The 24092-nt window shown below is 61.8% G+C and carries 22 protein-coding genes; 13 read left to right on the forward strand and 9 right to left on the reverse strand.

What is annotated here, in order from left to right; all coding sequences use genetic code 11:
- Positions 1 to 206: 206 nt before the first annotated feature.
- Positions 207 to 629, forward strand: coding sequence for an acyl-CoA thioesterase (locus ACFIQF_RS16630; RefSeq protein WP_393944576.1), 423 nt, complete (start codon positions 207 to 209; stop codon positions 627 to 629).
- A 44-nt stretch (positions 630 to 673) separates the two neighbouring features.
- On the opposite strand, the gene ACFIQF_RS16635 is transcribed toward ACFIQF_RS16630, so the two are convergent.
- Complete coding sequence (locus ACFIQF_RS16635; RefSeq protein WP_393944578.1) at positions 674 to 1045, reverse strand: hypothetical protein; 372 nt, start codon at positions 1043 to 1045, stop codon at positions 674 to 676.
- Between the two features lie 173 nt (positions 1046 to 1218).
- Between ACFIQF_RS16635 and ACFIQF_RS16640 the strand changes: the two genes are divergently transcribed.
- From ACFIQF_RS16640 to ACFIQF_RS16650, 3 genes are all read left to right on the forward strand, one after another.
- Positions 1219 to 2628 (forward strand): hypothetical protein, encoded by a 1410-nt coding sequence (locus tag ACFIQF_RS16640; protein ID WP_393944580.1) that lies wholly within the window; start codon positions 1219 to 1221, stop codon positions 2626 to 2628.
- A 257-nt stretch (positions 2629 to 2885) separates the two neighbouring features.
- Positions 2886 to 4037 (forward strand): saccharopine dehydrogenase family protein, encoded by a 1152-nt coding sequence (locus ACFIQF_RS16645; protein WP_393944581.1) that lies wholly within the window; start codon positions 2886 to 2888, stop codon positions 4035 to 4037.
- A gap of 253 nt (positions 4038 to 4290) precedes the next feature.
- Entirely contained in the window at positions 4291 to 5310 is a 1020-nt protein-coding gene (locus ACFIQF_RS16650; RefSeq protein WP_393944583.1) for a TRAP transporter substrate-binding protein, read from the forward strand.
- A 98-nt stretch (positions 5311 to 5408) separates the two neighbouring features.
- On the opposite strand, the gene ACFIQF_RS16655 is transcribed toward ACFIQF_RS16650, so the two are convergent.
- Together ACFIQF_RS16655 and ACFIQF_RS16660 are read right to left on the reverse strand one after the other, a co-directional pair.
- Positions 5409 to 7256 carry an AMP-dependent synthetase/ligase gene (locus tag ACFIQF_RS16655; RefSeq protein WP_393944584.1) on the reverse strand — a complete coding sequence of 616 codons (1848 nt, stop codon included), beginning with the start codon at positions 7254 to 7256 and terminating at the stop codon, positions 5409 to 5411.
- 198 nt (positions 7257 to 7454) lie between these two features.
- On the reverse strand, positions 7455 to 7928 hold the full coding sequence (locus tag ACFIQF_RS16660; protein ID WP_393944586.1) for a putative signal transducing protein: 474 nt from the start codon (positions 7926 to 7928) through the stop codon (positions 7455 to 7457).
- Between the two features lie 149 nt (positions 7929 to 8077).
- On the opposite strand from ACFIQF_RS16660, the gene ACFIQF_RS16665 reads away from it, so the two are divergent.
- The gene (locus ACFIQF_RS16665; RefSeq protein WP_393944587.1) at positions 8078 to 8965 is read left to right on the forward strand and encodes a 2-keto-4-pentenoate hydratase; all 888 of its coding nucleotides are present in this window, start codon (positions 8078 to 8080) and stop codon (positions 8963 to 8965) included.
- A 7-nt stretch (positions 8966 to 8972) separates the two neighbouring features.
- Here the strand turns inward: ACFIQF_RS16665 and ACFIQF_RS16670 are convergent, their stop codons facing one another.
- Positions 8973 to 9176 carry a hypothetical protein gene (locus ACFIQF_RS16670; RefSeq protein WP_393944589.1) on the reverse strand — a complete coding sequence of 68 codons (204 nt, stop codon included), beginning with the start codon at positions 9174 to 9176 and terminating at the stop codon, positions 8973 to 8975.
- Between ACFIQF_RS16670 and ACFIQF_RS16675 the strand changes: the two genes are divergently transcribed.
- The 4 genes from ACFIQF_RS16675 (at position 9175) to ACFIQF_RS16690 (ending at position 12088) form a co-directional block, all read left to right on the forward strand.
- Positions 9175 to 10167 carry an alpha/beta hydrolase gene (locus ACFIQF_RS16675; protein ID WP_393944590.1) on the forward strand — a complete coding sequence of 331 codons (993 nt, stop codon included), beginning with the start codon at positions 9175 to 9177 and terminating at the stop codon, positions 10165 to 10167. The two genes, ACFIQF_RS16670 and ACFIQF_RS16675, sit on opposite strands and share 2 nt — an antisense overlap.
- Positions 10168 to 10340: 173 nt before the next feature.
- On the forward strand, positions 10341 to 10574 hold the full coding sequence (gene vapB, locus ACFIQF_RS16680; protein WP_393944591.1) for a type II toxin-antitoxin system VapB family antitoxin: 234 nt from the start codon (positions 10341 to 10343) through the stop codon (positions 10572 to 10574).
- Between the two features lie 8 nt (positions 10575 to 10582).
- Complete coding sequence (vapC, locus tag ACFIQF_RS16685; protein WP_393944593.1) at positions 10583 to 10969, forward strand: type II toxin-antitoxin system tRNA(fMet)-specific endonuclease VapC; 387 nt, start codon at positions 10583 to 10585, stop codon at positions 10967 to 10969.
- Positions 10970 to 11179: 210 nt separating this feature from the next.
- On the forward strand, positions 11180 to 12088 hold the full coding sequence (locus tag ACFIQF_RS16690) for a YbgC/FadM family acyl-CoA thioesterase (RefSeq protein ID WP_393944594.1): 909 nt from the start codon (positions 11180 to 11182) through the stop codon (positions 12086 to 12088).
- 7 nt (positions 12089 to 12095) lie between these two features.
- Here ACFIQF_RS16690 and ACFIQF_RS16695 read toward each other — a convergent pair whose 3' ends face one another.
- A complete protein-coding gene (locus tag ACFIQF_RS16695) occupies positions 12096 to 12863 on the reverse strand; it encodes a nucleotidyltransferase family protein (RefSeq protein WP_393944596.1) in 768 nt (255 codons plus the stop codon).
- A 111-nt stretch (positions 12864 to 12974) separates the two neighbouring features.
- Positions 12975 to 14099, reverse strand: coding sequence for a sterol desaturase family protein (locus ACFIQF_RS16700; RefSeq protein ID WP_393944598.1), 1125 nt, complete (start codon positions 14097 to 14099; stop codon positions 12975 to 12977).
- Positions 14100 to 14461: 362 nt separating this feature from the next.
- Between ACFIQF_RS16700 and ACFIQF_RS16705 the strand changes: the two genes are divergently transcribed.
- Positions 14462 to 14917, forward strand: coding sequence for an Lrp/AsnC family transcriptional regulator (locus tag ACFIQF_RS16705; RefSeq protein ID WP_393944858.1), 456 nt, complete (start codon positions 14462 to 14464; stop codon positions 14915 to 14917).
- 37 nt (positions 14918 to 14954) lie between these two features.
- Here the strand turns inward: ACFIQF_RS16705 and ACFIQF_RS16710 are convergent, their stop codons facing one another.
- Complete coding sequence (locus ACFIQF_RS16710) at positions 14955 to 15983, reverse strand: Ldh family oxidoreductase (RefSeq protein ID WP_393944600.1); 1029 nt, start codon at positions 15981 to 15983, stop codon at positions 14955 to 14957.
- Positions 15984 to 17037: 1054 nt separating this feature from the next.
- Here ACFIQF_RS16710 and ACFIQF_RS16715 point away from each other — a divergent pair.
- Positions 17038 to 17313 carry a DUF2164 domain-containing protein gene (locus tag ACFIQF_RS16715; RefSeq protein ID WP_393944602.1) on the forward strand — a complete coding sequence of 92 codons (276 nt, stop codon included), beginning with the start codon at positions 17038 to 17040 and terminating at the stop codon, positions 17311 to 17313.
- Between the two features lie 60 nt (positions 17314 to 17373).
- On the opposite strand, the gene ACFIQF_RS16720 is transcribed toward ACFIQF_RS16715, so the two are convergent.
- Complete coding sequence (locus ACFIQF_RS16720) at positions 17374 to 17952, reverse strand: DUF3617 domain-containing protein (protein WP_393944604.1); 579 nt, start codon at positions 17950 to 17952, stop codon at positions 17374 to 17376.
- 231 nt (positions 17953 to 18183) lie between these two features.
- Here ACFIQF_RS16720 and sbcD point away from each other — a divergent pair, with 231 nt between their 5' ends.
- Positions 18184 to 19425 carry an exonuclease subunit SbcD gene (sbcD, locus tag ACFIQF_RS16725; RefSeq protein ID WP_393944606.1) on the forward strand — a complete coding sequence of 414 codons (1242 nt, stop codon included), beginning with the start codon at positions 18184 to 18186 and terminating at the stop codon, positions 19423 to 19425.
- Positions 19422 to 22862, forward strand: coding sequence for an AAA family ATPase (locus ACFIQF_RS16730; RefSeq protein WP_393944607.1), 3441 nt, complete (start codon positions 19422 to 19424; stop codon positions 22860 to 22862). The genes sbcD and ACFIQF_RS16730 overlap by 4 nt, the downstream gene beginning before the upstream one ends.
- A gap of 99 nt (positions 22863 to 22961) precedes the next feature.
- On the opposite strand, the gene ACFIQF_RS16735 is transcribed toward ACFIQF_RS16730, so the two are convergent.
- Positions 22962 to 24023 carry a molecular chaperone DnaJ gene (locus tag ACFIQF_RS16735; RefSeq protein ID WP_393944608.1) on the reverse strand — a complete coding sequence of 354 codons (1062 nt, stop codon included), beginning with the start codon at positions 24021 to 24023 and terminating at the stop codon, positions 22962 to 22964.
- Positions 24024 to 24092: the final 69 nt, after the last annotated feature.

Raw genomic sequence — 24092 nt, forward strand, 5'->3', positions numbered from 1 at the left:
TGTCTCGCGCGCATGATCTGATACAACCCGTCGATTTTATGTGTATGTTGCAGTGCGGTAACTGCCATGTTCCTAGGGTTAGCCCTAGATTATTGCGGTAAATACCTGTGGCAGCTCTGTTTTTTTGAGACGCTGGGTTCGCAGATGCGAAAGTCGGCGACAGCGCACTGCCCGAGCCGGGCCGGCAAACCGTAAGATGCGCGCTTATGAAAATTTTGCTGCCTGAGACCAAACGCTGGGTTCACGACTCGCCGATGGATGTGCGCTGGGGCGATATGGATTCGCTCGGCCACGTCAACAACATCATGTACTTTCGCTACATGGAGACAGCGCGCGTCGAGTGGATGCGCTCCACGCGCGACACGCCGCACGAGGGCAACCAGGGCCCGGTGGTGGTGAACTGTTTTTGCAACTACCTGCGCCAGGTGGAATACCCGGCAAAACTGGTGGTGAAAATGTATGTCAGCGACGCCGCCCGCACCGCTTACGAGAGCTGGTACGAGATCGAAAAGGTCGGCGAGCCCGGCAAGGTCTACGCCAACGGCGGCGCGACCGTGGTCTGGGTGGATTTTGACCAGCAAAAAGCCGTCGACTTGCCCGACTGGATGCGCAAAATGGTCACCGGCTGACACTTGCCCAACGGGGCGCGCTCAGCGCGGGCGGGCTCCGGCCGTCAAGGCGCCGAGTTGGCTGCCGGATTGGGCGCCTTGGGCAGCGGCGCCTGCCAGCGCGCCACAAACCAGAAGTAAAAACCGGCTGCCGCAAACAGCGCGGCCAAAATGCCCATCAGCATCTGCATATCGGGGTGGTCGGCATAAGGCCCCCAGATCACGCGGGCCAGCAGCACCAGCACCACCAGCAAAGAAATCACCGCGCAGCGGCGGTTGCGTGCCAGCGCCTTGCGCTCGGCCTGGGCGATAAAAGTGCGCGAATGCTCGGGGCTGAAGCCGGCCGCTTCGAGCTTGCTCATCAGCTCTTCATAAGACTTGCCTTTGCGGATTTCGCGGGCAATCAGGTAACGCATCAAAGTGTTGGTGGTGCTCATGGTGCAGGGTGGGCGCAAGGCCCCATGTGAAACGGCGCACCAGACGGGCAGCCCGAGGTATCAAAACCGGGACAGTTTAGATACATTTGTTTACATACAATGCGACGCAGCGACTACACAGCGCACTGCGATGCCGCCGCGGGGGAGGCATCAAAATTATAGAGATAAAGCAAATGAAGAGTACCAAGCAAGGGCTGCGTGCCGTTCTGGCCGCCCTGATGGCGGCGCACCTGGGGCTGGCCGCCGCCCAAGGCGTTCCGCAAGAGCAGTGGAACGCCAATGAGCGCACGATGGTGGAGATGACCCGCGCACAGTACAAGGCGCAAGGCATGGAGCTGTCGCAAGAGCAGGCGGAGATGACAGTCAAAGCCATGCGCGACCAGATTGCCCGCATGATGGGCGCGGCCGCCGGCGTGCAAATGGCGGCCAGCCAGATGCAGATGCAGCGCTCCGCTCCCATGATGCAGATGCAGGCGCCAACGTCTGCTGCCGCGCCCGCAGCAGCCACGGCCAGCACCACCGAAGCGCAGTTGGCGCAGGCCATCCGGGCCTGGCCACCCAAACCCACTCCGTTTGCCGTGAACCAGCGGCGCGATGGTTTCGACATCAATGGCAGCGCGGTGCTGGACCCGGATGGCCGCATCTTCAGCTATGCCGTCAACCCGGTCAGCGGCGCTGGCACCTACGCGCTGCAAGGGCGCAATGGCGTTGTCATCAAGGCCTTCAGCCCGGCGCCGCCACACCAGAGCCTGACCATCGCCACCGCCGTGCAAGAGAGCAAGGGCTGGGTGGTGACCACGGCTACCGGCCAAAGCGTGTTTGGCGAAACCATGTCGGTGCTCTCCGATGGCTTTTTGGTGGGCCGTGGCTCCTCAGCGTTTCGCTATCGCACGGGTGGCGGCCTGCAGAGCGTGTCTGTGCCAGCAGGTTACTTTTTGACGCCCATGCAACGCGGTGATGTGGGCGCGACCGGCTTTGTGCTGCTGGAGAAAGAAAGCGAAGTCAAATCCGGTCAGGGCAACCAGTTGACGGACATGATGTCTGCCCTGCAAGCGGTCGGCTCCGCGCTGGGCGCCACGCGCAAGGAAGACTATGCCTTGCTCAACATGCAAAACGGCCAGCTGATTCCGCTGAACATTCCACTGGAAGGAAAAACCATCGCGATCCACTCCGAATGCCGCCGCGTCAACTGGGCTGTCAGCAAGTGCAAGCAGATGCAGAGCTTCGAGTCGCTCTTTGACACCATGGGCATGAAGAACAACTCCCACTATTTCTGGAAAGTGCAATGGCTGCCCACAGCGCAGGGCCCGATCGCGCTGACGCAGGAAGAGGGCGTCTCCAACATCTACGCCACCAACCTGCAAACCGGGCAAAAAGTGCGCTTGTTCAACCGCGCGCTCGGCATTGGCGACTGGGACGTGAACCCCGGCAGCGATGGCCGCATTGGCGTGCGCGCCCGCCTGGTGTTTGACTGGCACGATATTCCCGATGTGGTGGCTTTCATGCAATCACCTCAGGCGGCTGAAAGTGCTGCCGCTGAGGCAGCTGCGCCGCCGGCCAGCACGGGTTTGTCTACGCAATAAGCGCGTTGCTCCGTTGATCTTTGAAAGCCCGTGGCCTGATGAGCCATGGGCTTTTTGCATTGGTGCTCTTGTGGGCAGTGCCGGCGCCAAGCTTGGGCTCCGTGTTTTTAGCGGGTTTATGAATAACCGTCTTTTTGTCTATAAAAATTGTCTAAATGACTAGTTAAAACAAATAATATGACGGTTTAATCTATTCATTTTGACAGGGCTTGCTTGTAACATTTCTCCATCAGCAGTGATCATCCAAGGAGAAAACCATGAGCGAAAAAGCCAGCAAAAAATCCCCCAAAACCCCGAAAACCGCAGCCACCGGAACCAGGAAAGTCACCATCTTGGGGGCTGGAAAAATTGGCTTCGCCATGGCTGTGCTCTTGCAAGCGGCCGGCGGCTATGAGCTGCGCATGGCTGACCAGTCCAAAGCCGCGCTCAAGGCGGTGGCAGCCTTGGGCGTGGAAACGCTGCACATTGGCAAAGGCGGCGATCTGAGCGCTGCGATGCAAGGCCAGTTTGCCGTGCTCAACGCGCTGCCTTTCCACATGGCCATCGAAGTGGCCGGGCTGGCGGCCAAGCTGGGCGTGCATTACTTCGACCTGACCGAAGATGTGCAAGCCACGCACGCCATCCGCAAACTGGCCAGCAAAGCCAACAGTGTGCTCATGCCGCAATGCGGCCTGGCGCCCGGTTTTATCGGCATTGTCGGCAACGATCTGGCCCAGCGCTTTGACCAGCTCGAAGACCTGAAGATGCGTGTTGGCGCGCTGCCGCGCTACCCCCAAGGCACGCTGCGCTACAACCTGACCTGGAGCACCGAAGGGCTGATCAACGAATACATCAACCCTTGTGAAGCGCTGGTGGACGGCGAGGCGCTCACCGTGCACGCGCTCGAAGGCTTGGAGACTTTTGCGCTCGACGGCATTGAGTACGAGGCCTTCAACACCTCGGGCGGCCTGGGCACCTTGACCGAAACCTGGGCCGGCAAGGCGCGCAATGTGGATTACAAATCGATCCGCTACCCCGGCCACTGCGCCATCCTCAAACTGCTGCTCAACGAGCTGAAGCTGCGTGACCAGCGCGAGTTGCTGCACCAGATTTTTGACAGCGCCATCCCTGCCACGCGCCAGGACGTGATCGTGGTGTTTGCCAGTGCCACCGGCCGCAAGAACGGGCGTTTGATGCAAGAGTCCTACTCGGCCCGCATCGTTGGCACCACGGTGGCCGGCCATGCGCTCACCGCCATCCAGCTGACCACGGCTGCCGGCATTTGTTGTGCGCTCGATCTGGTGGCCGGAAAGGCCTTGCCGCAGGCAGGTTTTATCGGGCAGGAAAACATCAGCTTCAGCGATTTTCTGGCCAACCGCTTTGGCCAGTACTACCGGGCGCAAGACCTGAATGCCGCCCTCGCTGCCTGATACACAAGGCGTTTTTGCCAATCCAGGCCGCCGCTGGCGGCGCTGGCTTGGTGCGTGACTAATGACATAGATCAAGGCGAATCGATCCTGAGGCAAACGCTGATTGCGCAGCGCAACCAGGCACGTAAGATGCGTGCGCTTTTCACATTTTTTAACAATTGCGCCAGCCATAGGGGCCGGTGGCGATTGCGCAATCCAGCCCTGTGCCAGTTGCCCTGCAATGGCCATGTGGGGCAGCAACCGAGGACATTTGATGGCAAACCGCTCAAGCATTGCAAACCCGTCTCGGCGCCAGGCGCTGCTGGCCATGGGCGCGGGGGCCGGTCTGGCGTTGTCGCTGCCGCGGCTGGCCAGCGCGGCGCCCACCAAGCTGCAATGCGCGGGCGCGTATACCGACGTACTCTTCCACACGCAAAACCTCAAGCAGTTCGCCAGCGAAGCGGGCAGCCTGAGCCAGGGTGCAGCCGAGATCGAGGTGGTGACCAACGCCAAGCTGATGCCGATGACCGAGGTGATGCCGGCGCTCAGCAAGGGCGATCTGGCGCTGGGCGAAATCTTCATGTCCAACTTCAGCAAGCAGTACCCGCTGCTGGCGATTGATTCGCTGCCCTTTATCGTGCGCAGCTTCGACGACGCCAAGCGCCTGTGGGAAGCCACGCGCGAGCCGATTGCCGCCATGCTGCAAAAGCAGGGCATCCGCTTGCTCTACACCGCACCCTGGCCGGGCCAGGGCCTGTTCTCCAAAGGCATGGTGAACAAGCTCGACGACTTCAAGGGCCAGAAATTCCGCGTCAACAACGACGCCACCAAATACCTGGCCGAGGTGGCCGGTGCCAAGCCGGTAGATATCGCCGCCAACAACCTGGCCAAGGGCATTCAGGAAGGGCTGGTCGATGTCATGGTCACCTCCAGCACCACCGGGGTCGACAGCCAATCGTGGAACGCCATGGGCCAGTTCATCGACATGCGGGCCTGGATTCCCAAGAACCTGGTGCTGATGAGCGAAAAGCACTGGGCCAAACTGCCCGAGCCCGCCAAGACTGCGTTGCAAACCGCAGCCAAAAACGCCGAAGCGCGCGGCTGGCAATTGGCCAAGGACGCCGACGAGGCCGCGCAAAAAGTGCTGCTCGAGCGCGGCACCAAGATCGGCCAGCCGTCTTTCGAGCTGCGCCGCCAGCTTGATCTGATGGGCGAGAAGTTCGCCCGCGAATGGTCGTCCAAAGCCGGCGTGGAGGGCGCAGGCGCGCTGATCAATTACTACTTTCCCAAGTAAAGCGGGCGCAGCCGTCCAGTGATCGCCCGCAAGCAGGGCGAAAAAAGCCGCCAGCGCCTGGTGATCAGCGCTGGCGGTTTTTTGTGACCGAGCGTGCCTTACTTGGCGTAAATCTCGTCCAGCTCGGCAGCGAACTTTTGCATCAGCTGCGGGCGGCGCAGCTTCAGCGTCGGGGTCATCAGGCCGTTGTCTACCGTCCAGGGCTCGGTGGTCAGGCGCACGGCGCGGGGCACGGCGTATTTGGCAAAGCCATGCGTCAGCGCTTCGATGCGGGCCAGCACCGCTTTGCGCACGGCCGGGGCTTGCAGGCTGACGCTGTTGTTCGGATCCAGGCCCATGCCGGTGGCCAGCTTTTTCCATTCGTCTTGGTTCAGCACGGCAATGCAGGCGATGAAAGGCTGCTGCTCGCCCACCACCAGGGTTTGCTCAAACAGCGGGTCGGCGCACAGGGCCTGCTCGATATCGCCGGGTGGCACTTTCTCGCCAGTTGCGGTAACGATGATTTCCTTGATACGGCCGACAATGCGCACCTCGCCGCCATCCACCATCTCGGCCTGGTCGCCGGTTTTGAGCCAGCCGTCTTCGGTGAAGGCTTTTTGCGTGTCTTCGGGGCGGTTCCAATAGCCCATCATCACGTTCGGGCCGCGTGCCTGCAGCTCTTTGTTCTCCCCAATGCGCACTTCCATGCCCTGCAGCGGCTTGCCCACGGTGGACGGGTCGTTGTGCTCCAGCGAGTTGGCGGTGAGCACGGGCGAGGTCTCGGTCATGCCAAAGCCTTGCAACACCGTCAGGCCCAGGCCCAGAAAGCTGTGCGACACCACCGAGGGGATGGCTGCGCCGCCCGTGACCGCAATGCGCAGGCGGCCGCCAAACAGATCGAGTACCGGTTGCGCCACACGTTTTTGCAAAATGCTCCAGGGCAGCAGGCGTGCCAGGCCACCTTGCGCGGCGTCGGTGTTCTTCAGGCCATGGGCTTCGCAGTGGCGAGCCCAGCCTTTGGAGACGGTGGCGGCAAACAGGGAGCGCTTGATGGGCGAGCCCGAGAGCTTCTCCTGGATCTTGGCGTAGATGCGCTCATAGATGCGGGGTACGGACACCAGAATCGTCGGGCGCACGCTGAGCATGTCTTCGCCCAACTGCGCTACCGAGCGGGCATACACCACGGTGCTGGCCACGGCCATCGGCAGGTAGTAGCCGCAAGTGCGCTCGAAGGTGTGCGATACCGGCAGGAACGACAGAAACACGTCATCTTGGGTAGGCGCGACGCGGCCGAGCACGGCTTTCACATCGCTGAGCACGTTGCGGTGGCTCAGCATCACGCCTTTGGGCTTGCCCGTGGTGCCGCTGGTGTAGACGATGGCGGCCAGGTCTTCGGCGAGCGGAGCCTGGGCGCTGCCGGCTACGGCGTTGGCGCTTTCGGCCAGCCAGTCTTGCAAGCGGACAACGCGGGGTGCGCCTGTGCTTTGCTCGGTGATGGCGGCTTGCGCCGGGTCGTCCACCACCACGCAGCGCAGGGCTGGCAAAGCCGTGCCGGTGGCCACAATCTTGTGCCAGGTGTCGAGCTTGTTGATGAGCAGCAGCGAGGCGCCGGCATCGGCCATGATGAAGGCGACATTGCCGGGGTTGTCGTTGGCGTGCAGTGGCACGGTAGCGCAGCCTTGGGCCATGCCGGCCTGGTCAATACAGATGGCGTGCTCGCTGTTGGTCAGCAAGGTGGCAATGCGTGCGCCGCGCTCCAGCTGCAAATACGCAATGGCCTGACCCCATTGCGCCACGGTTTGTTGCATGGCGGCCCAGCTGAACGATTGCCATTGGTTGGCGGGAGCGTCAAACCAGCGATAGGCCTCGGCGGCCGGGGTGGCATTGCAGCGGTACTGGAAGAGTTCGGGCAGGGTCTGGATATGGCTCAGGTCGGAATTCTTTTGGGGCATGGCACGCGTCGTCATGAACTTAGTTTCTCCTCATCGCCATCATCGCATTGATTGGCAGTGGTCAGAGCCCGTTGCTGCTGTGAACGATGGTCAAAGCCAGCGCTGGGGCGATGGCTGCGATTGTGGGCAAACTGCGTTACAAGGCATTGGTATTTGCGGTGGTTGGCGCTTTATAAGCCATTAAGGTATCTTTGGGTGATACTTTTGTCCCGTTCACCAAGCCAGCCAGAACAGCACCAGCGCCGCCGCCAGCACGGCCAGCATGCGCCAGCTGGCGCTGTTTTCGGGCAGCGGCTTTTGCCAGGCGCGCCAAAGGCTGAAGCGGCTTTCAGGCTCCAAGGCCGAGGCCGAGGCCGGCGCTGCCGTGGCCTGGCTGTCGAGGCTGGCCAGCTCATCTTCGTCCATGGGCTCGGCCCGCTCCCAGTCTTGCAGGGCGCGGCGGGCGGCTTCGTAATCGGCTTCATCTACCAGCAGGCGCACCAGGCTGCCGGCGGGCAGCTCGCCGATCGCGCCTTGCAAATGCTCGCCCTGCACATGGCTGGCAATGCCGTGCTGGCGCAGCACGTCTTGCAGCACATGGGCCTGGATGGCGTTGGACGGCTCGTACACGCTGCGCATCTTTTTCTCCGGGGGCAGGGATTCTTCAATAACTATAGCGTAGAGCTGTTTGTGGACGGGCACCAACATGACTTAGCTCAAGCTCCTACCTGCGTAGCCGCAGTGCGCTGGGCTGCGGCCTGGCGTCATCGCGCTTTCCCTAGTGAGCGGGCGCGGAGCGGGTGGTATGGTCGCTGGACGGAACCGATTTTTCCTCGTATCGCTCAAGGAGACTTTGCATGCAGAACCGGCCTTTGCTTTCCCGTATTTCCCCTTGGTGTGTTGCGCTTGGCGCATTGGCCGCTAACGGCCTGGCGCAGGCCGCCTGTCTGGACGAGGCGCAAATTGCGGCCTGGACCCAGGCCTACGAAGCCAAGGCTCCGGCGCCTAATGCAGAAGAGATGAGCGACGCCGATGGCCAATGCACGCGAAACAAGCTCAACGCCGCGTTCGAAGCGGCCGGCAAAAAGCCCATTGGCTACAAAGCCGGGCTCACGAACGCCGCCGTGCAAAAGCGTTTCGGTACCGACCACCCGGTCTGGGGCCGCTTGTACGAGGGCGGCTTGCTGCCCAACCGCAGCACGGTGCCTGCCGCGTTTGGCGCGCGCCCGCTGTTTGAGGCAGACATGCTGGTGCGCGTCTCCAGCAGTGCCATCAACCGGGCCAGTACGCCGCTGCAGGTGCTCAACAACATCGACCGTATCGTGCCCTTTATCGAACTGCCCGATCTGATGGTGGAAGACCCCAAAACCCTCAAAGGCGCCTCGGTCGAAGCCATCAACGTGGGCGCCCGCCTGGGCGTGATGGGCGAGGCGCTCGCCGTGCCGCAACTGCGCTCCGAGCGCTACCAGTTGCTCGATGCGCTGCAGCACATGGAAGTGAACATCACCGACCAGACCGGTGCCCGCATTGGCGGCGGTCGTGGTGGCGATCTGATGGGCCAGCCCATGAACGCGGTGGTCTGGCTGATCCAGGCGCTGCAAAACGAAAACCGCCGCCTGAAAGTGGGCGACTGGATCAGCCTGGGCTCTTTCTCGGCGCTCATGCCGCCACAGGCCGGTCAGCAAATCACCGTGGAATACAAAGGCCTGCCGGGTGCGCAACCCGTGAAAGTGCAGTTCGAATAAGCGCACCTCAACAGCGCTTTTCCCACCCAGCCGTGCCGCTGCCCAGCCGCACGGCTTTTTGCTGCGAGACTGCTGCCGCCTGCGCCAGGCGAGCGGATAGCCGATAATCGCTGCGGTTTGCCGTTGCGGTTGGCGCCATTGGCCACCGGCACGGATTTTGTATTGCTTTATTGGTGCGCTGGCCTTGCTGCTGGCGCAGGCTGTGTTCCATGTCTGAATCTCCCTCCCGCTCTGCTGCCGTTGAATTGCCCATGCCCGCCGAAGTGCTTGCCGAGCTGACGCCCACCATGCGCAGCGTGGTCGAGCGCATGGCTCGCGCCCAGCACACGCCCATGTGGGAAATGACGGTAGAACAGGCACGGCAGGGTTACGAAATCGGCTCCAGCGTGTTGGAGATTCCTAAGCCGGAGCTGGAGCGGATAGAAGACTTGCAGATCCCCGCACGCGACGGCTACCAGCTGCCAGCGCGCCTGTACGCCGCTACCTGGGACCCGCTGCAACCGGTGCTGCTGTTTACGCACGGCGGCGGCTTCACCATTGGCAGCGTTGCCACGCACGACACCTTGTGCCGTGAGCTGGCGCACCAGGCGGGTTGCGCCGTGGTGTCGGTCGACTACCGCCTGGCGCCCGAGCACAAATTTCCCACCGCCAGCAACGACGCCTGGGACGCTTTGCAGTGGCTCGTGCAAGAGGGAATGGCGCTGGGCTTGGACACCGGCCGCATTGCCGTGGGCGGCGACAGCGCAGGCGGCACCTTGGCGGCCGCCAGTGCCATTCTGGCGCGCGATGCAGGCATTGATTTGGCGCTGCAACTGCTGATCTACCCCGGCTGCGCAGCGCACCAAGACACGCCTTCGCACGCCAAATACAGCCAAGGCCCGATCCTGACTGAGCCCATGATCAGCTGGATGTTCGGCAACTACACGCGCAGCCCGGCCGACCGCGACGACTGGCGCTTTGCGCCTTTGCTGGCGCCCGATGTGCGCGGCGTGGCGCCCGCCAGTCTGCACCTGGCGCAATGCGATTCGCTGGTCGATGAAGGTGTGCTGTACGCAGAGAAACTGCGCGCTGCTGGCGTGGCCGTAGAGCTGGAGATCTACGCTGGCGTGGCGCACGAATTTGTCAAAATGGGCCGCGCCCTGAAAGAAGCCAAAGCCTGCCATGCCAAGATGGCTGCGGCTTTGCGGGCTGCGTTTGACTAGGCTGGCCGTTCGCGTTCGCTTTTATCTCCAAGCATTTCTGCCAAGCGGCTTCCCTTTGGGGAGCAGCGTGCTTGATGGTCGGGTTGGTATGCCCGTCATGCCACTTGCCGAGCTTTGCTGAAAATATGGCCTGCATATACAATGTGTATATGTATTGATGTCAGGAGGTCTCCATGCTGACTGCTAGACTGTTTTTCAACAACAAAAGCCAGGCACTTCGCTTGCCCAAAGCGGCTGAGTATGGGCAGGATGTTCAGGAGGTTTCCATCGTGAGCATTGGCCATACCCGGATCATTGCGCCTGTCGAGCGAACCTGGGACGCTTGGTTTGCCCAAACCACCGACGCAGATGCCCAGTTGCCGCAACGCGAGCAACCCGGCATGCAAAAGCGGGTGGCTCTCAAATGAGCCGCTACATGCTCGACACGAACATGTGCATTTACGTTATCAACGAGCGGCCTGCGCATGTTCTGCCCAAGTTCAACGCCCACGCATCGCTGATGTGTATCTCCGAAGTGACCCGCTTTGAGCTGCTGTATGGCGCCTACAAATCGAAGTCCATGCACAAAACGCTGATCGCGTTGCAGAGCTTTTTCGCCATGCTCGAGGTGCTGCCTTTCAACACAACAGCGGCGGATCATGCAGCACAAATTCGCGCTGAGCTGGAGCAAGCGGGAAAACCCATCGGCCCCTTTGATGTCCAAATTGCCGGTCATGCACGCAGTCTTGCCTCCGTCCTGGTAACCAACAATCTCAAAGAGTTTGAACGTGTCGGCGGCTTGAGGTTGGAAAACTGGGTTTGATGCCGCTGCTGCTTGCGGGGCCCGGCGCATTGTGTGCGCTGTCGGCCCAGCCAAGGCTGTAGCAGCAAGCGCCCATGCGCTAAACTCGCCTCGGCTTTTATTGCATTGCTGAGGCGTCGCCCCTGCAGCGTTGTTCTCAGAGCGTGACGCTGAAAAATATATGCTTTTAGTGGACGCGCCATCTCCCGCGAAACTGATTTTCTCTTGCCCATGTCGCTTGAACCCCTCACTCTCCACCCGCAACCCGCCACCTCGCTCGCCGATTTCCGCTGCCGCAGCCGCCAGCGTGTGCGCTGGTCCGAGGTCGATCTGCAGAAGGTGGTCTTCAACGCCCACTATTTGAACTATGTCGATATCGGCATGTCCGAATACTGGCGCCAACTGGCCGTGCCGTATGAAGAGGGCGTGCAGCGCCTGGGCGGCGAGCTGTTCCTGAAAGCCACGCAGCTGGAATACCATGCCTCGGCGCGGCTGGATGATGTGCTCGACATAGGTATCCGCTGCGCCAAGCTCGGCAACACCTCGGTGCAGTTCGAGGCGGGCATTTTCTGTGCCGACAAGCTGCTGGTCAGCGCCACCATGGTCTATGTGTTTGCCGACAGCGCGCAAAAGCCACAGCGCCTGCCCGATGCTTACCGCCAGATGGCGCAGCGCTACGAAGCGGGCGAGCCCATGGTCGAAGTCAAGACTGGCAGCTGGAACGTGCTGGGCCAAGATGCCATGCGTTTACGCATGCAGGTGTTTGTGCGCGAGCAGGGCATTCCGGTGGAGATAGAGGCTGACGAGTTCGATGTGACCTCGCTGCACGCCGTGGCCATCAACGGGCTGGGCATGTGCGTGGCCACCGGCCGCATGCTGCCCAGCGCCAACGAAGCCACGCGCTCCGACGTGATGCGCATTGGCCGCATGGCCGTGGCGCGGCCCTTGCGCGGTACGCAACTGGGGCGCCAGGTGTTGGATGCTTTGGTCGATGCCGCGCAACGCCACGGCAAACGCCAGGTAGAGCTGCATGCGCAGCGCACGGCTGAAAATTTCTACCGCCGCGCTGGCTTTACCGTGGTGGGCGAGCCTTACGAAGAAGCAGGCATTGCCCACATCTCCATGGTCAAGGATTTGTAGAGCGTTCTTAGGCGTTGATGGCGGCCAGCCGCTCCGGCGTGCCCACATCCACCCAAGTGCCGTCGTAGCGCGTAGCGCCGCAACGGCCAGCCTGCATGGCGGCGCGCAGTTGCTGCACCAGCGGCATCTTGGTGCCTTGCGGGTTGCCCGGCGCAATATCGCAATAAGGCTGGCGGAACAGCTCGGTCTTGAGCAGCGCCACTGAGCAGTAAGTGAGGCGCGGGCGCGTGTCGTCCGCAGCCGGGTTCTCGGCACGGCCGGTTTCCGTCAGTACAAAATCGCCCTTGGGGTGGTGCGGCGCGTTCGGCACCAGCCACAGATGGGCCAGGTCTTTCGACGCGGCGAACTGCTGGCGTAGCGCCTCGGCAAACGGAAAACCGGGGATGAAAACATCACCGGATACCAGCCAGAACGCCTCATCCAACAGCGGCAGCGCACGGCTGATGCCTCCCGTGGTCTCGATGCCGCCGCCAAAATCCAGGTCTTCGCGCGAGTAGCGAATCTGCACTTGCTGCGCGCCGATTTGCGCCCGTGCTGGCGCGGCCGGCCAGGCATCCGCCACTTGCTGGCCCAGCCAGCCGGTGTTGATCACCAGGCGCTCTACACCAGCCGCCGCCAATTGCTCCATGCTGTACTGCATCAGCGGCTGGCCGTGTACGGGCAGCAGCGGCTTGGGCGTGTGGTCGGTCAGTGGGCGCATGCGCTCGCCGCGGCCAGCGGCCAGCACCATGGCAGTGGCGCAAAAATCAGCGGGGGATTCGGTGGTGGATGTCATGGTCTGGGGCAGAAAAGCGCGCGGGAATGACCGCTTAATTGGCGCTGGTAGCTATAAAAATTATAGAGCCTCCGCTATGGAGGCTCTTGGTTGCTGGTGATCGGTCAGCTTTCAACCTTTCCAGGTAAACGGAAACTTCAGCTGTTTGAAAAAGCCGTTGGGCACATAGTCGCCCACCACGCCGTAGTCCTTGGGCCAGAGCTTGTCGCTTTTGACGGCGGTGCCAAACAGGTAGTCCAAAAATGCAAAGTGCGCGGCGTAGTTTTTGTCGATGGCTTCGTCGTCCTGGCTGTGGTGCCAGTGGTGGAAATTGGGCGTGACGATCAGGTAGCGCAGCGGCCCCAGGCGCACGCTGACGTTGGCGTGGTTGAACACGGCCTGGAAGCCGACGATGATGATGTAGGCGTCGATCACTTCCTTGCTGAAGCCCAGCACATAAATCGGGGCCAGCACCAGGGTGCGGGTGATTAGCAGCTCCAGAATGTGCTGGCGCGAGCCGGCCAGCCAGTCCATGCTTTTGACGCTGTGGTGCACCGCGTGAATGCGCCACAGCAGCGGCACTTCGTGGTAGGCGCGGTGCGTCCAGTACTGCACCATGTCGGCCACCAGGATGATCAGGAACAACGCCACCCAGAAGTTCAGGTGCGCAATCCAGCCGCGGATGCCGTCGTTCGCGGCCCAGCCAAACAGCTTGTGCACCAGCAAATTGGTGGCCAGCAAGATAAAGCCGACCACCATGTGGTTGACCAGAAAGTGGTGAAAATCGGTTTGCCACTCGGGGCGAAAAACTGGCTGGTCCTTGCGCAGCGCAAACAGCTTTTCGACAAAGATGAAGATCAGCGAGCTGCCCAGCAGATCGAGAATGAACCAATCCAGCCCGATATAAGGCGTGTCTGTGCTGAACTCGCCCACCGGCACCTTGTGCCCGCCCAGCAGTGCCGCCAGCGCCACCAGCCCGAATGCCGAGGCAGCGAGCCAGCGCACGCGGCCCAGCACGATCAGCGCCACCGACAGGCCACCAGCGATCACCATGCACCAGAAAAGCAGCTGGCGCAGCATGTCCACGTTGTAGCTGCGGCGCAGCTCGGGCGTGGTCAGGTATTGTGGAAAGTGGAAGGCCATGACGCCCAGAAAACACAGGGCCGCCAAAATCAGCGCAATCACGCCGGCCACCATGCCTTTGCCCGGCTGCAAGGCGCCGTGGCTTTCGGACAAATCATTGAGTCGCTTGAACATAGCTCGCTTGTTGTGCAGTGGTTTGGCGCCACTATGCCACGAGCGCACGCTGTAGGACAGAGAGCCGCGGCGCGTGATTGCAACAGACTGCTTGCCGCAGCCGTGGCAGGCGCCTGTCGCCCGCAGTGGGCGTGGAGCACAAGCAACAACAACCAGCCCCCATGGCAGCGGTAACCGCCTGGGGGCTGGTGGCGAGAGGGGCTGTCGGTAAACAGGCTCTGCTGGAAATCGGCTTCGGTAAAAGTGTTTCGATGCAGAAATTATGCGGATAGATGCGCCAAAAATTATTTTGATTTACCGCTTAATGCGCTTGATAATGGAAAAATATTCTGCACAAGTTCGATTGAAAGAAAAATATGCTTTTGGATGCGCTAGACCGCAAAATCCTCGCCCAGCTGCAGCGCAACAGCCGCGCCAGCCTGCAAGAGATAGGGCAGGCTGTCGGGCTGAGTGCTTCGCCATGCTGGGGCCGTATCAAAAAGCTCGAAGAAGCGGGCGTGATCCAGGGTTACTCGGTGCGCCTGTCACCGCAAGCGCTGGGCTTGGCCGATACCGTGCTGGTGATGGTGACGCTGGACAGCCACAGTGACAACACGCTGGAAAAATTTGGCGAGGTGCTGGCCACCATCCCCGAGGTGGTAGAGGCGCACCTGGTATCAGGCGAGTACGACTATCTGCTGCGCATCGTCGTCAAGGACACGCGCGATTACGAGCGCCTGCTGCGTGAAAAACTCTACAAGATCAAAGGCATACGCCACAGCCAGTCGAGCTTTGTGCTGCGCACGCTCAAGCACGCGGATTTGCCGCTGGGGGTCTGAGATCGTAAACACGCTCTGACAGCGGCAGGCGCGGTGCTCAAGTGCGCAGCAGCGCTTCCACATCTTGCAGCAAGGCACGCGGAACGCTGATGCCGTGCTTGGCACTTTCGGCGCGGGCGGCAAAACGGCGCTCCGAAGGCAGGCGCGCGCCTTGCTCGGTAATGGCGGCGAATAGGGCCTCGGCGCGTTGCTCGCCGGCTTGCGCATCGCCGCCCGAAAAACGCACCGGGTCAAACGCCAGCAGCAAATGGCCGTGGTAGGGCATGCCGCCTTTGCCTGCGTCAAAAGCCATTGAGCCCTGGCTCGTCAAATCGCCCACCAGGGCACCAGCCATCAGCTCCACCATGGTCGACAAAGCCGATCCCTTGTGGCCACCAAAAGTCAGCATCGCGCCCTTGGCCACCGCGACCGGATCGGTTGACGGCTGGCCATCAGCATCCACGCCTGCGCCGGCTGGCAGCGGCAGGCCGGCGCGGCGGTGCAGCTCCAGATCGCCGCGCGCAATGGCGCTGGTGGCAAAGTCAAAAACATACGGATAAGGGCCGGGCCGCGGCCAGCCAAACGCAATCGGGTTGGTGCCGAACACGCCTTGCTTGCCGCCAGCCGGTGCCACCCAGGCGTGGCTGGGCGTCATCACCAAAGCCGCCAGGCCTTGCTCGGTGAGCATCTCCACTTCGGGCCAGAGCGCGCTGAAGTGAAAACAGTGGTTGATCACCAGAGCCCCCAGGCCGAGCTGGCGCGTAGCCGCCACCAGCTGCGGCAAGCCGGCCTCCAAAGCCAAGGGCGAAAAAGCCTGGCGTGCATCTACCCGCGTGATCGCGCCTTGCGTGGCCTGCACCACCGGCTCGGCCTGCAGATCGACGAGGCCGGTACGAATGGTCTGCGCCACGCTCAAAATGCGGTAGATGCCATGCGATTGGCAGGCATCGCGCTGGCCAGCCACCACAATGCGCGCAATCGCCGCCGCATGGCGCTGCGACAAACCCAGGTGCTGCAGCACACGCAGCGCCAAGCTGTGCAGTTCGGCTTCGGGGATGTGCAGCATCTCTTGGCTGGCAGCGCTCATACAAGTGTCTCCTTGGGTCTGTTAATTGCGTTGCAGCTTAGCAGCGGAGGGAGTGATTGCGCGTGGCGCGGGTGACAGGTGAGGGGCGTTTGCCACTTGGGCGTGGCGGGCAATGATTGCTGTGGCTGGGGATGTGGTGGACGCAGAGTGGCGAGCAGTTGCGTCCATTGATAAGGACTTCTGCGCTTCGCGCAGATGCCGGGATGTGCGCCCGGCGGCGCAGTTACTTTCATTGCGCCGCCAATGAAAGTAACCAAAGCAAGGCGGCCCCTGCTGCCTGCGTCCCTTTGAATTTCGCTTTGGCGAAATTCAAGAGGGCAACCTGCGAGTGCTCGGGTGTGTGCTGCACCGTGTAACTCACTTCGAGCCAAAGGCTCTCCGTTCAAACAGACACGGTGAGCCAGAGCACGAAGCAGTTGCACTCTGCGGTGCAACTGCCAGCCCACGCCCTGCGCTCCTCGGCGCATGCAAAAGGGGTGGGTGCGGGATAGCTTCGTGGATGAACGAGTGTCGTTGACGATGAGTGGCGGTTTTTCTCCTTCTCCTGCGGGAGTGGTAACACCAGCGGCTATAAGTCTGCACAAGCTGGCAATAATGAGCGCAGCTCTTGCAGGCTGTTGGCTGTTTCTTCACCCCTTCAGCCAGCGCCTGCGATCGGAGTAAACGGCGGCGGTTTGGCTGCCGCAGGACAGCCAAAATTCGTGAACTGACTTGCGGCATCTGTTCGAACGGAGCGCCTTGGCGCGCAGTAAGTTATGCCGCACGCCGTCGTTTGCTTCGAGCGCAGGTTGCCCTGAAAGATTCGCCTCGCGAAGCTTTCAGGGTCGATGGATGTAGGGCACGTTTCTTTGCTGACTTTCTTGCCGTGCAGCAAGAAAGTCAGTCGCCCGCCGGGGCGAGACCCGGCCAACTGTGGCACACAAAAGCCAAGCAACGCCAGTTAGAAAAATTGCCTGCGAGAAGCTGCACGCAACAAACCTGCGATTCCCAGATAAAGCTTAAGCACCTTCCGTGCTCGCTATGCTGCAGGGTCAACACCTGCTGCTACAGCACCATGCCCATCGAACTCTCCGCCGCCACCCGCCAACAAGCCATTGCGTCCATCGAAAAATACTTTGCCGAAAACATGGACGAGCCCATCGGCAACATCACCGCCGGAGCCTTGCTCGGCTTCTTCCTGCAAGAGATCGGCCCCAGCATCTACAACCAGGGCGTGGCCGACGCCCAGGAGCGCATGCAGGCCCGCTTGCTGGAGCTGGACTACGAGGTGCACGAGGACGAGTTCACTTACTGGCAAAAACAAGGCTCGACGGGCAACAAGCGGCGATAAAAAAGCGCAGCCCCCGCCAAGGGTGGCTGCGCTCCGGCTCGCAATGCCTGTGACAGTCGATCAGCAGTCGCCGATGCGCTTGCTCGTCACCGTCGTCTGCATGCCCTGGCCGCCCATGTCGAGCTTGCTGGTCACCGTGTTCTCGGTGGGCGAGGTGTAAACGGCTTCCAGCACCATGCTCATCTTGCCTTCGCTGCAGCTGAAGCTCATGGTTTCCTTGTTGCCGTCGGTCTTGAGCTCGGGCGCCTTGCAGCCCGGCACGTTCTTGAGCTGCGAATCAGCCACGGCCTGCAAAGTCTTGCTGGCCATCTCGGGGGTGATGCACATCTCCTGGATCAGCTTGCCACCTTCAAAGCGGGCGTTCTCCAGGTTGGCGGCCTTTTTCTGCTCGGGCGTCATGGACTTGATCGCCTGCTCCATGCCGGCCAGAGCCTGGGCGCCCATGGGGCCACCCATTTCGGTCGTGGCGCTCCACTTGCCGGCCTGCACCTTGGCGGCGGGCGCTGCAGGAGCGGCTGCCGGAGCCGCCGCAGGCGCACCGGCGGCAGGCTTGGGCGCCTCGTCCTTCTTGCCACAACCGACCAGACCGGCCCCCGCCACCACGGCAGCCATTGCCACCCAGCTTGCAAACTTTGCCATGTTATCCCTCCATTAGGCAGCGGGCACTCGCACAGGCCTGCTGCATTGACCACGCTGCCACTCCCCACGAGCAACAATCCGGTTGCGGCGAATTATAGGCAAACGCAATTGAAAACAATGCATCGATTACACAAGTAACATTTCTCAGCCCCTTGCGCCATCTGGCCCTGCCAGCCCTGCGCCAGCCACTACCATCGAGGGGTTTGTCGATCTTCTCCACCGCCCCACCGCATGCGCATTCTTCACACCTCGGACTGGCACCTGGGCCAGCATTTCATGGGCCAAAGCCGCCAGGCCGAACACCGGGCGCTGATCGCCTGGCTGCTGGACCAGGTGCGCCACCACGAGGTAGATGCCGTGCTGATTGCCGGCGACATCTTTGACACCGGCGCGCCGCCCAGCTACGCCCGCGAGCTCTACAACCAGCTGATCGCCCAACTGCACCAGGCCGGCGTGGCATTGCTCATTCTGGGCGGCAACCACGATTCGGTCAGCGTGCTCGACGAAAGCCGCGAGCTGCTGCGCCACCTGGGCACGCAGGTGATCGCCTCTACCGGCGCAGCGCCACAGCACGCCATCAGCTTGCCGCTGCGCGCCAATGGCGAGCCCGGCTGCATCGTCTGTGCGTTGCCCTTTATCCGTGCCCGCGATGTACAGCAAAGCCAGGCCGGGCAAACTGCGCAAGACAAACAGCTGGCGCTGCAAACCGCCATCCAGTCCACCTACCAGCAGGTCTACGAAGCCGCGCTGGCCCAGCAATCTGCCCTGCAGCAAACGCTGGGTCGCCGCTTGCCCATCATCGCCACCGGCCACCTCACCACGGTGGGCGCCAGCAGCAACGAATCGGTCCGCGAAATCTATGTGGGCTCGCTCGAAGCCTTTCCCACCAACGCTTTCCCACCGGTCGATTACATCGCGCTCGGCCACATCCACCAGCCGCAGACGGTGGGCGGATTCGAGCACATCCGCTACAGCGGCTCACCGATTGCGCTGGGCTTTGACGAAGCGCGCCAGTCCAAACAAGTGCTGCTGGTGGACCTGGATGCCAGCGGCTTGCAAAAGCTCACCGCGCTGCCCGTGCCCGTGTTCCAGCCGATGGAAGCCATTCGCAGCACACTGGCCAGCTTGCCGGAAGCGCTCAAAACCAGCGCCGCCAAAGGCTCCGCAGCGCTGCCCGTCTGGCTCGACATCACCATCGAAGAAGACGACTACCTGGCCGATCTGCCTGCGCGCGTACAAGCGCTGGCCGAGGGCTTGCCCGTACAAGTGCTGCGCATCAAGCGCCAGCGCGGCAATGCGGCGCCGCAGCTGTTCAGCGAAACCCTGGAATCGCTCGACACGCTGACGCCGCACGAGGTCTTTGCGCGCCGCTTGGCGCAAGAAGCGCTGGAGCCGCCACTGCAACAAGCGCTGACCGAGCGCTACCGCAGCGTGGTCGATGCGCTGACCGCCCCCAACGGAGACGCCACATGAAAATCCTCAAGCTGCGCCTGCGCAACCTCAACTCGCTGCAAGGCGATTGGGAGCTGGACTTCACGGCCGCGCCCTTCGCCGACAACAGCCTGTTCGCCATCACCGGGCCTACCGGCGCGGGCAAATCCACCCTGCTCGACGCCATCTGCCTGGCGCTCTACCACCGCACGCCGCGCCTGGCCAGCATCAGCACCAGCACCAACGACCTGATGACGCGCCACAGCGCCGACTGCATGGCCGAGGTGGAGTTCGAGGTCAAAGGCACCGCCTACCGCGCCTTCTGGAGCCAGCGCCGCGCCCGCAACAAGGCCGACGGCGCGCTGCAAGCGCCCAAGGTGGAGCTGGCGCGCGTGGCCGATGGCCAGATTCTGAGCAACCACAGCAGCGACAAGCTCAAGCAAATGGCGCAGATCACTGGCCTGGACTTTGAGCGCTTCACCAAATCCATGCTGCTCGCCCAAGGCGGCTTTGCGGCTTTTCTGGAAGCCAGTGCCAACAGCCGCGCCGAACTGCTCGAAGAGCTGACCGGCACCGACATCTACGGCCAGATTTCGCAAACCGTGTTTGAGCGCGCCCGCGATGCCCGCCAGGCGTTGGAGCAAAACCAGGCCCGCGCCGCCGGCATGCAATTGCTCACAGAAGAAGCGCGCGAACAACTGCAAGCCGAAGCCGCACAACTGCAAACCACGCTCAGCGAACTGCAGCAACGCCAAGGCCAACTGCAAACCCTGCAACGCTGGCAAGACAACACCGCGCAAGCCGCCCAACAGCAAGCGCACGCGGCCACAGCACAAATGCAGGCGCAGCAAGCGCTGCAAGCCGCCGAGCCCGAGTTGCAGCGCCTGCAAGCACATGGCCCGGCCCAAGCGCTGCAACCGCTGCACGAGCGCTGGCTCCAAGCCGTGGCCGCATATAACAAGGGCCAAGAGCAACTGCTGCAACTGCAAACAGCGTTGCAAGCAAACCGCGCCGCGCACTGGCACAGCCACCAGCAAGCCGTGCAATTGGCACGGCACGCACAAGAAGATGCTGAACAACTGCTGCAAGCCCAGCAACAGCAATTGGCTGACGTGGCGCAGTGGTTGCAAACGCATGCCAGCCACGCCTTGCTGGGCGAGCAATTGAGCGGCTGGCGCGAGCAACTGGAGCAGCGCCAGCATGCTGAGCAGCAACTGCAGCGCGTGCAAACCGAGTTGCAAAATACAAAGCGGCACTGCGAGCAATTGCAGACACAAATGGCGGAGCAAGCAAGCAAGCTGCAAAGCGCCAACACCACCTGGCAACAGGCCGACAGCGCTGCGCAGCAAGCAGCGCAAGCCCAGCAAAGTTTGTTAGCCACGCACGGCGGCAGCTTGGCGCAATTGCGCTCACACTGGCAAGCTGCTCAGCAACACCTGCACAGCTGGCAACAGCTGCAAGACCATGTGCAGCAGCGCCAGCCTATGGCGCAACAAGCCCAGCAGTTGCAAACCAGTTTGCAAACCCTCGCCACACGCCTGCAGCAGCAAGAAGCCGATCTGGTAACGCTGCGCAGCCAATTCAAGGCGCAGAAAGAAAAGCTGGCCGACAAGCGCCAGTTGCTCGCGCAGGAGCAGCGCATCCAAAGCCTGGAAAAACAGCGCCACGCCTTGCAGCCGGGTGAAGCCTGCCCGCTGTGCGGATCGCACGAACACCCGGCCATTGCGGCTTACGCGGCGCTCGATGTATCGACCACCGAAGCCGCCGTGCAAACCGCGCAAATGCAACTGGAAGAGCTGCAACGCCAAGGCGAACAACTGGGCGCCGAGCACGCGGCCCGGCAGAGTGAACACAGCAGCCAGCAAAGCCAGCTGCAAAGCGTCCAAGCCCAACTCTCGCAATGGCAAACGCGCTGGAGCAGCTTGCGCCAGGCCGCAGATGCCGCGCTCGCCGACGACGCTTGGCAGCACCCAGAAACGCTGGAACAAGCCCAGCAAACCGCCGCACAACAAGCCCAAATGCTGGGCCAGGCACTGCAAACGGCCGAAGCCGGCGAGCGCTCCGCACAAAGCGCCAAAGACCAGGCCCAGGCCGCGCAGCAGGCGCTGAAAAATGCCCAGCACCAGCAAGAGCGTCTGCAGCAAGACCAGCTCAACCTGCAAGCGCAAGCACAGCGCCTGGCCGCCAGCTTGGCAGAAGAACAAGCCAACACCGCCAGCATCAGCCACGCGCTGCACACCGCGGTAGTCGCAGCCGGCTTTGCCCTGCCCGAGCTGGCCGCTGCGCCAGCTTGGCTGCAAGCGCGCCAGCAAGACTGGCAGCAATGGCAGCAGCACAGCACCCGGCAGCAAAGCCTTTCGCAGCAAGCAGCCTTGCAAGCGCTCCAAGTGGAACAGGCCGCGCAAGACAGCAAACTATGGCAACAACGGGCTGCACAGCTGGAGCATTTGGCAGACGCGCCAAGCAAGGCAGCGACTGCAGCTGTCAGCTTGGCCGAATGCGCCAAAGAAATCGAGCACAGCAGCCAGCAACTGGCCCATTTGCAAGGCCAGCTCGAACAAACGCAAAGCAGCCTGGCCGCTTTGCAACATGCGAGCCACCAAGCGCAAACCGCCTGGGAAGCCGCCCTGCAAGCCAGCCCGTTTGCCAGCGTGGCCGCCTATGAGCAAGCCTTGTTGCCAGCGGCCGAGCAGCAGCGCATCGCACAACTGCAAACCCAGCTCGAACAAGCCGTACAGCGCAGCAACACGCTGCTCAGCGAAGCCCAACAGCGCCACCAGCAACTCGCAGAACAAGCGCTGACCGAAGAGCCGCCTACCGCCATCGCCGAGCAACTGCAAACGCTGGACAGCGAGCGCAGCACCCTGGCCGAAAGCCTGGGCGCGCAACGCGCCCGCCTGGACGATGACGCTCAGCGCCGCAGCAGCCAGCAAGCCTTGCTGCAACAGATCGCCGAACAGGCCCGCGACAGCGATTTGTGGCAGCACCTCGACAGCCTGATCGGCTCCGCCAAGGGCGACAAATTCCGCAAATTCGCCCAAGGGTTGACGCTGGACCATTTGCTGCAACTGGCCAACCAGCACCTCACGCGCCTGCACGGCCGCTACCTGCTGCAGCGCAAAACCACGGGCGAGTTGGAGCTGGACATTGTGGACAGCTGGCAAGGCGATGTGGCACGCGACACGCGCACGCTTTCGGGCGGCGAGGCCTTTTTGGTGAGCCTGGCACTGGCGCTGGCGCTGTCCGATCTGGTCAGCAGCAAAACCTCGATCGACTCGCTCTTCCTCGACGAGGGCTTTGGCACGCTGGACGGCGACACGCTCGAAGTGGCGCTCGCCGCCCTCGACGCGCTCAACGCCAGCGGCAAGATGATCGGCATCATCAGCCACGTTGAAGCACTCAAAGAGCGCATCCCCGCGCAAATCCGGGTAGAGAAAGGCGCAGGCGTGGGCTTTTCGCGGCTGCGGGTCTTGTCTTGAACCTGTTGACGATCTCCTCGTGCCGAGCAGAGATCGTCAACACGCTCTTGGGCTGCAGCCAAACCGGATCGATGTTCGCGCCGTGCTATGGCTGCCGACTCAGAAGTCGAAGGGGTCTCTCTCTCGCATTTCTCTTTCGTACTGGCTCAGCATGGCACGGTCGTCCTTGAGCCAGCGCTTGAACATGTCCGGGTACGCCGTCAGCAGCTCCAGCAGATCACGCTGGGCCACAATCATTTTCTGCAAGCCCGCCAAATCCTCGCTCATCATGGCGCCGATTTTCTTGGGCGTGTAGTTCTCAAAAGGGGACATCTGGTACTGCTCCAGGAACGAGTGTTTGAGCACTTCCACCTGGTGCGTCAGATCTGCCTCTTGCTCCGCCAAGACCTGGTTGTAGTGTTTGAGTCGTTCCTCACCCAAGCCTGCGATATGTTCGGCGTCGATTTGCTCAATCTCCAGCTGCAGCTCCAGCAGCTGCAAGAGTTGGCCCGCGTCATAAGCCTGGTTGACGCGCTGCATCAATGCTGTTTTGCGCTCGCGCTCGGCCGGGTCGGTTTCGCGGTCCGGGTGCAGGCCGCTGACCAGCTTGCGGTAGATTTCGCGCAAGGACTGGCTGATCTGCTGCTGCGCCTCCTGCTGGCGCAATTCACGCGCTGAAGGTTTTTTGTTGCGCTTTTTGCTTGCTGCATCCTCTCGTGCTTGCTGCCTTTGCTGCGCTTGCTGCTCCAGGTGCTCTTGCAGTTTACGCGCCATCACATCCGGTGTCACTGGCTCGCCTTCGTCCGGTTCCACGCCAAACAGGTCTTCCATCATGAGACGCGCAACAGCATCGCGCTCACGCTCCAGCTCGGCCTGCTCGGTGTCGTAGTCCATCGGGGAATGGCGGTTGAAGATGGCCTTGATTTCGTCCCGCTCCGCCTCGTCTTCCACAGCGGGCAGGACCACGTCCACATAGTGGCAAATCTTCTCTTGCAGGTAAGCGCGGTCGGTCTTGGCCAGTTTTTGCTCGGACAGGCGATCAAACAGGCGCAGCAAGTCCAGCTTCACCTGCTGCTCTTGCTGCTCCAATGGCAGCACTTCAGCGCTATAGCGCTGATGGAACAGCAAGATCGCAGCCTCCCAATCACGCAATAAATCGCGTTTTTTGGCAATTCGCTGCATCAGGGAGTTGAATTTTTTCTGTTGCGGGCTCAGTGCCTGAGCCGTACCCGCAAGGACTTGAAGAGTCGA

Origin of the sequence: Comamonas trifloxystrobinivorans (assembly GCF_043359985.1) — a bacterium.
Lineage (GTDB): Bacteria > Pseudomonadota > Gammaproteobacteria > Burkholderiales > Burkholderiaceae_C > Comamonas > Comamonas trifloxystrobinivorans.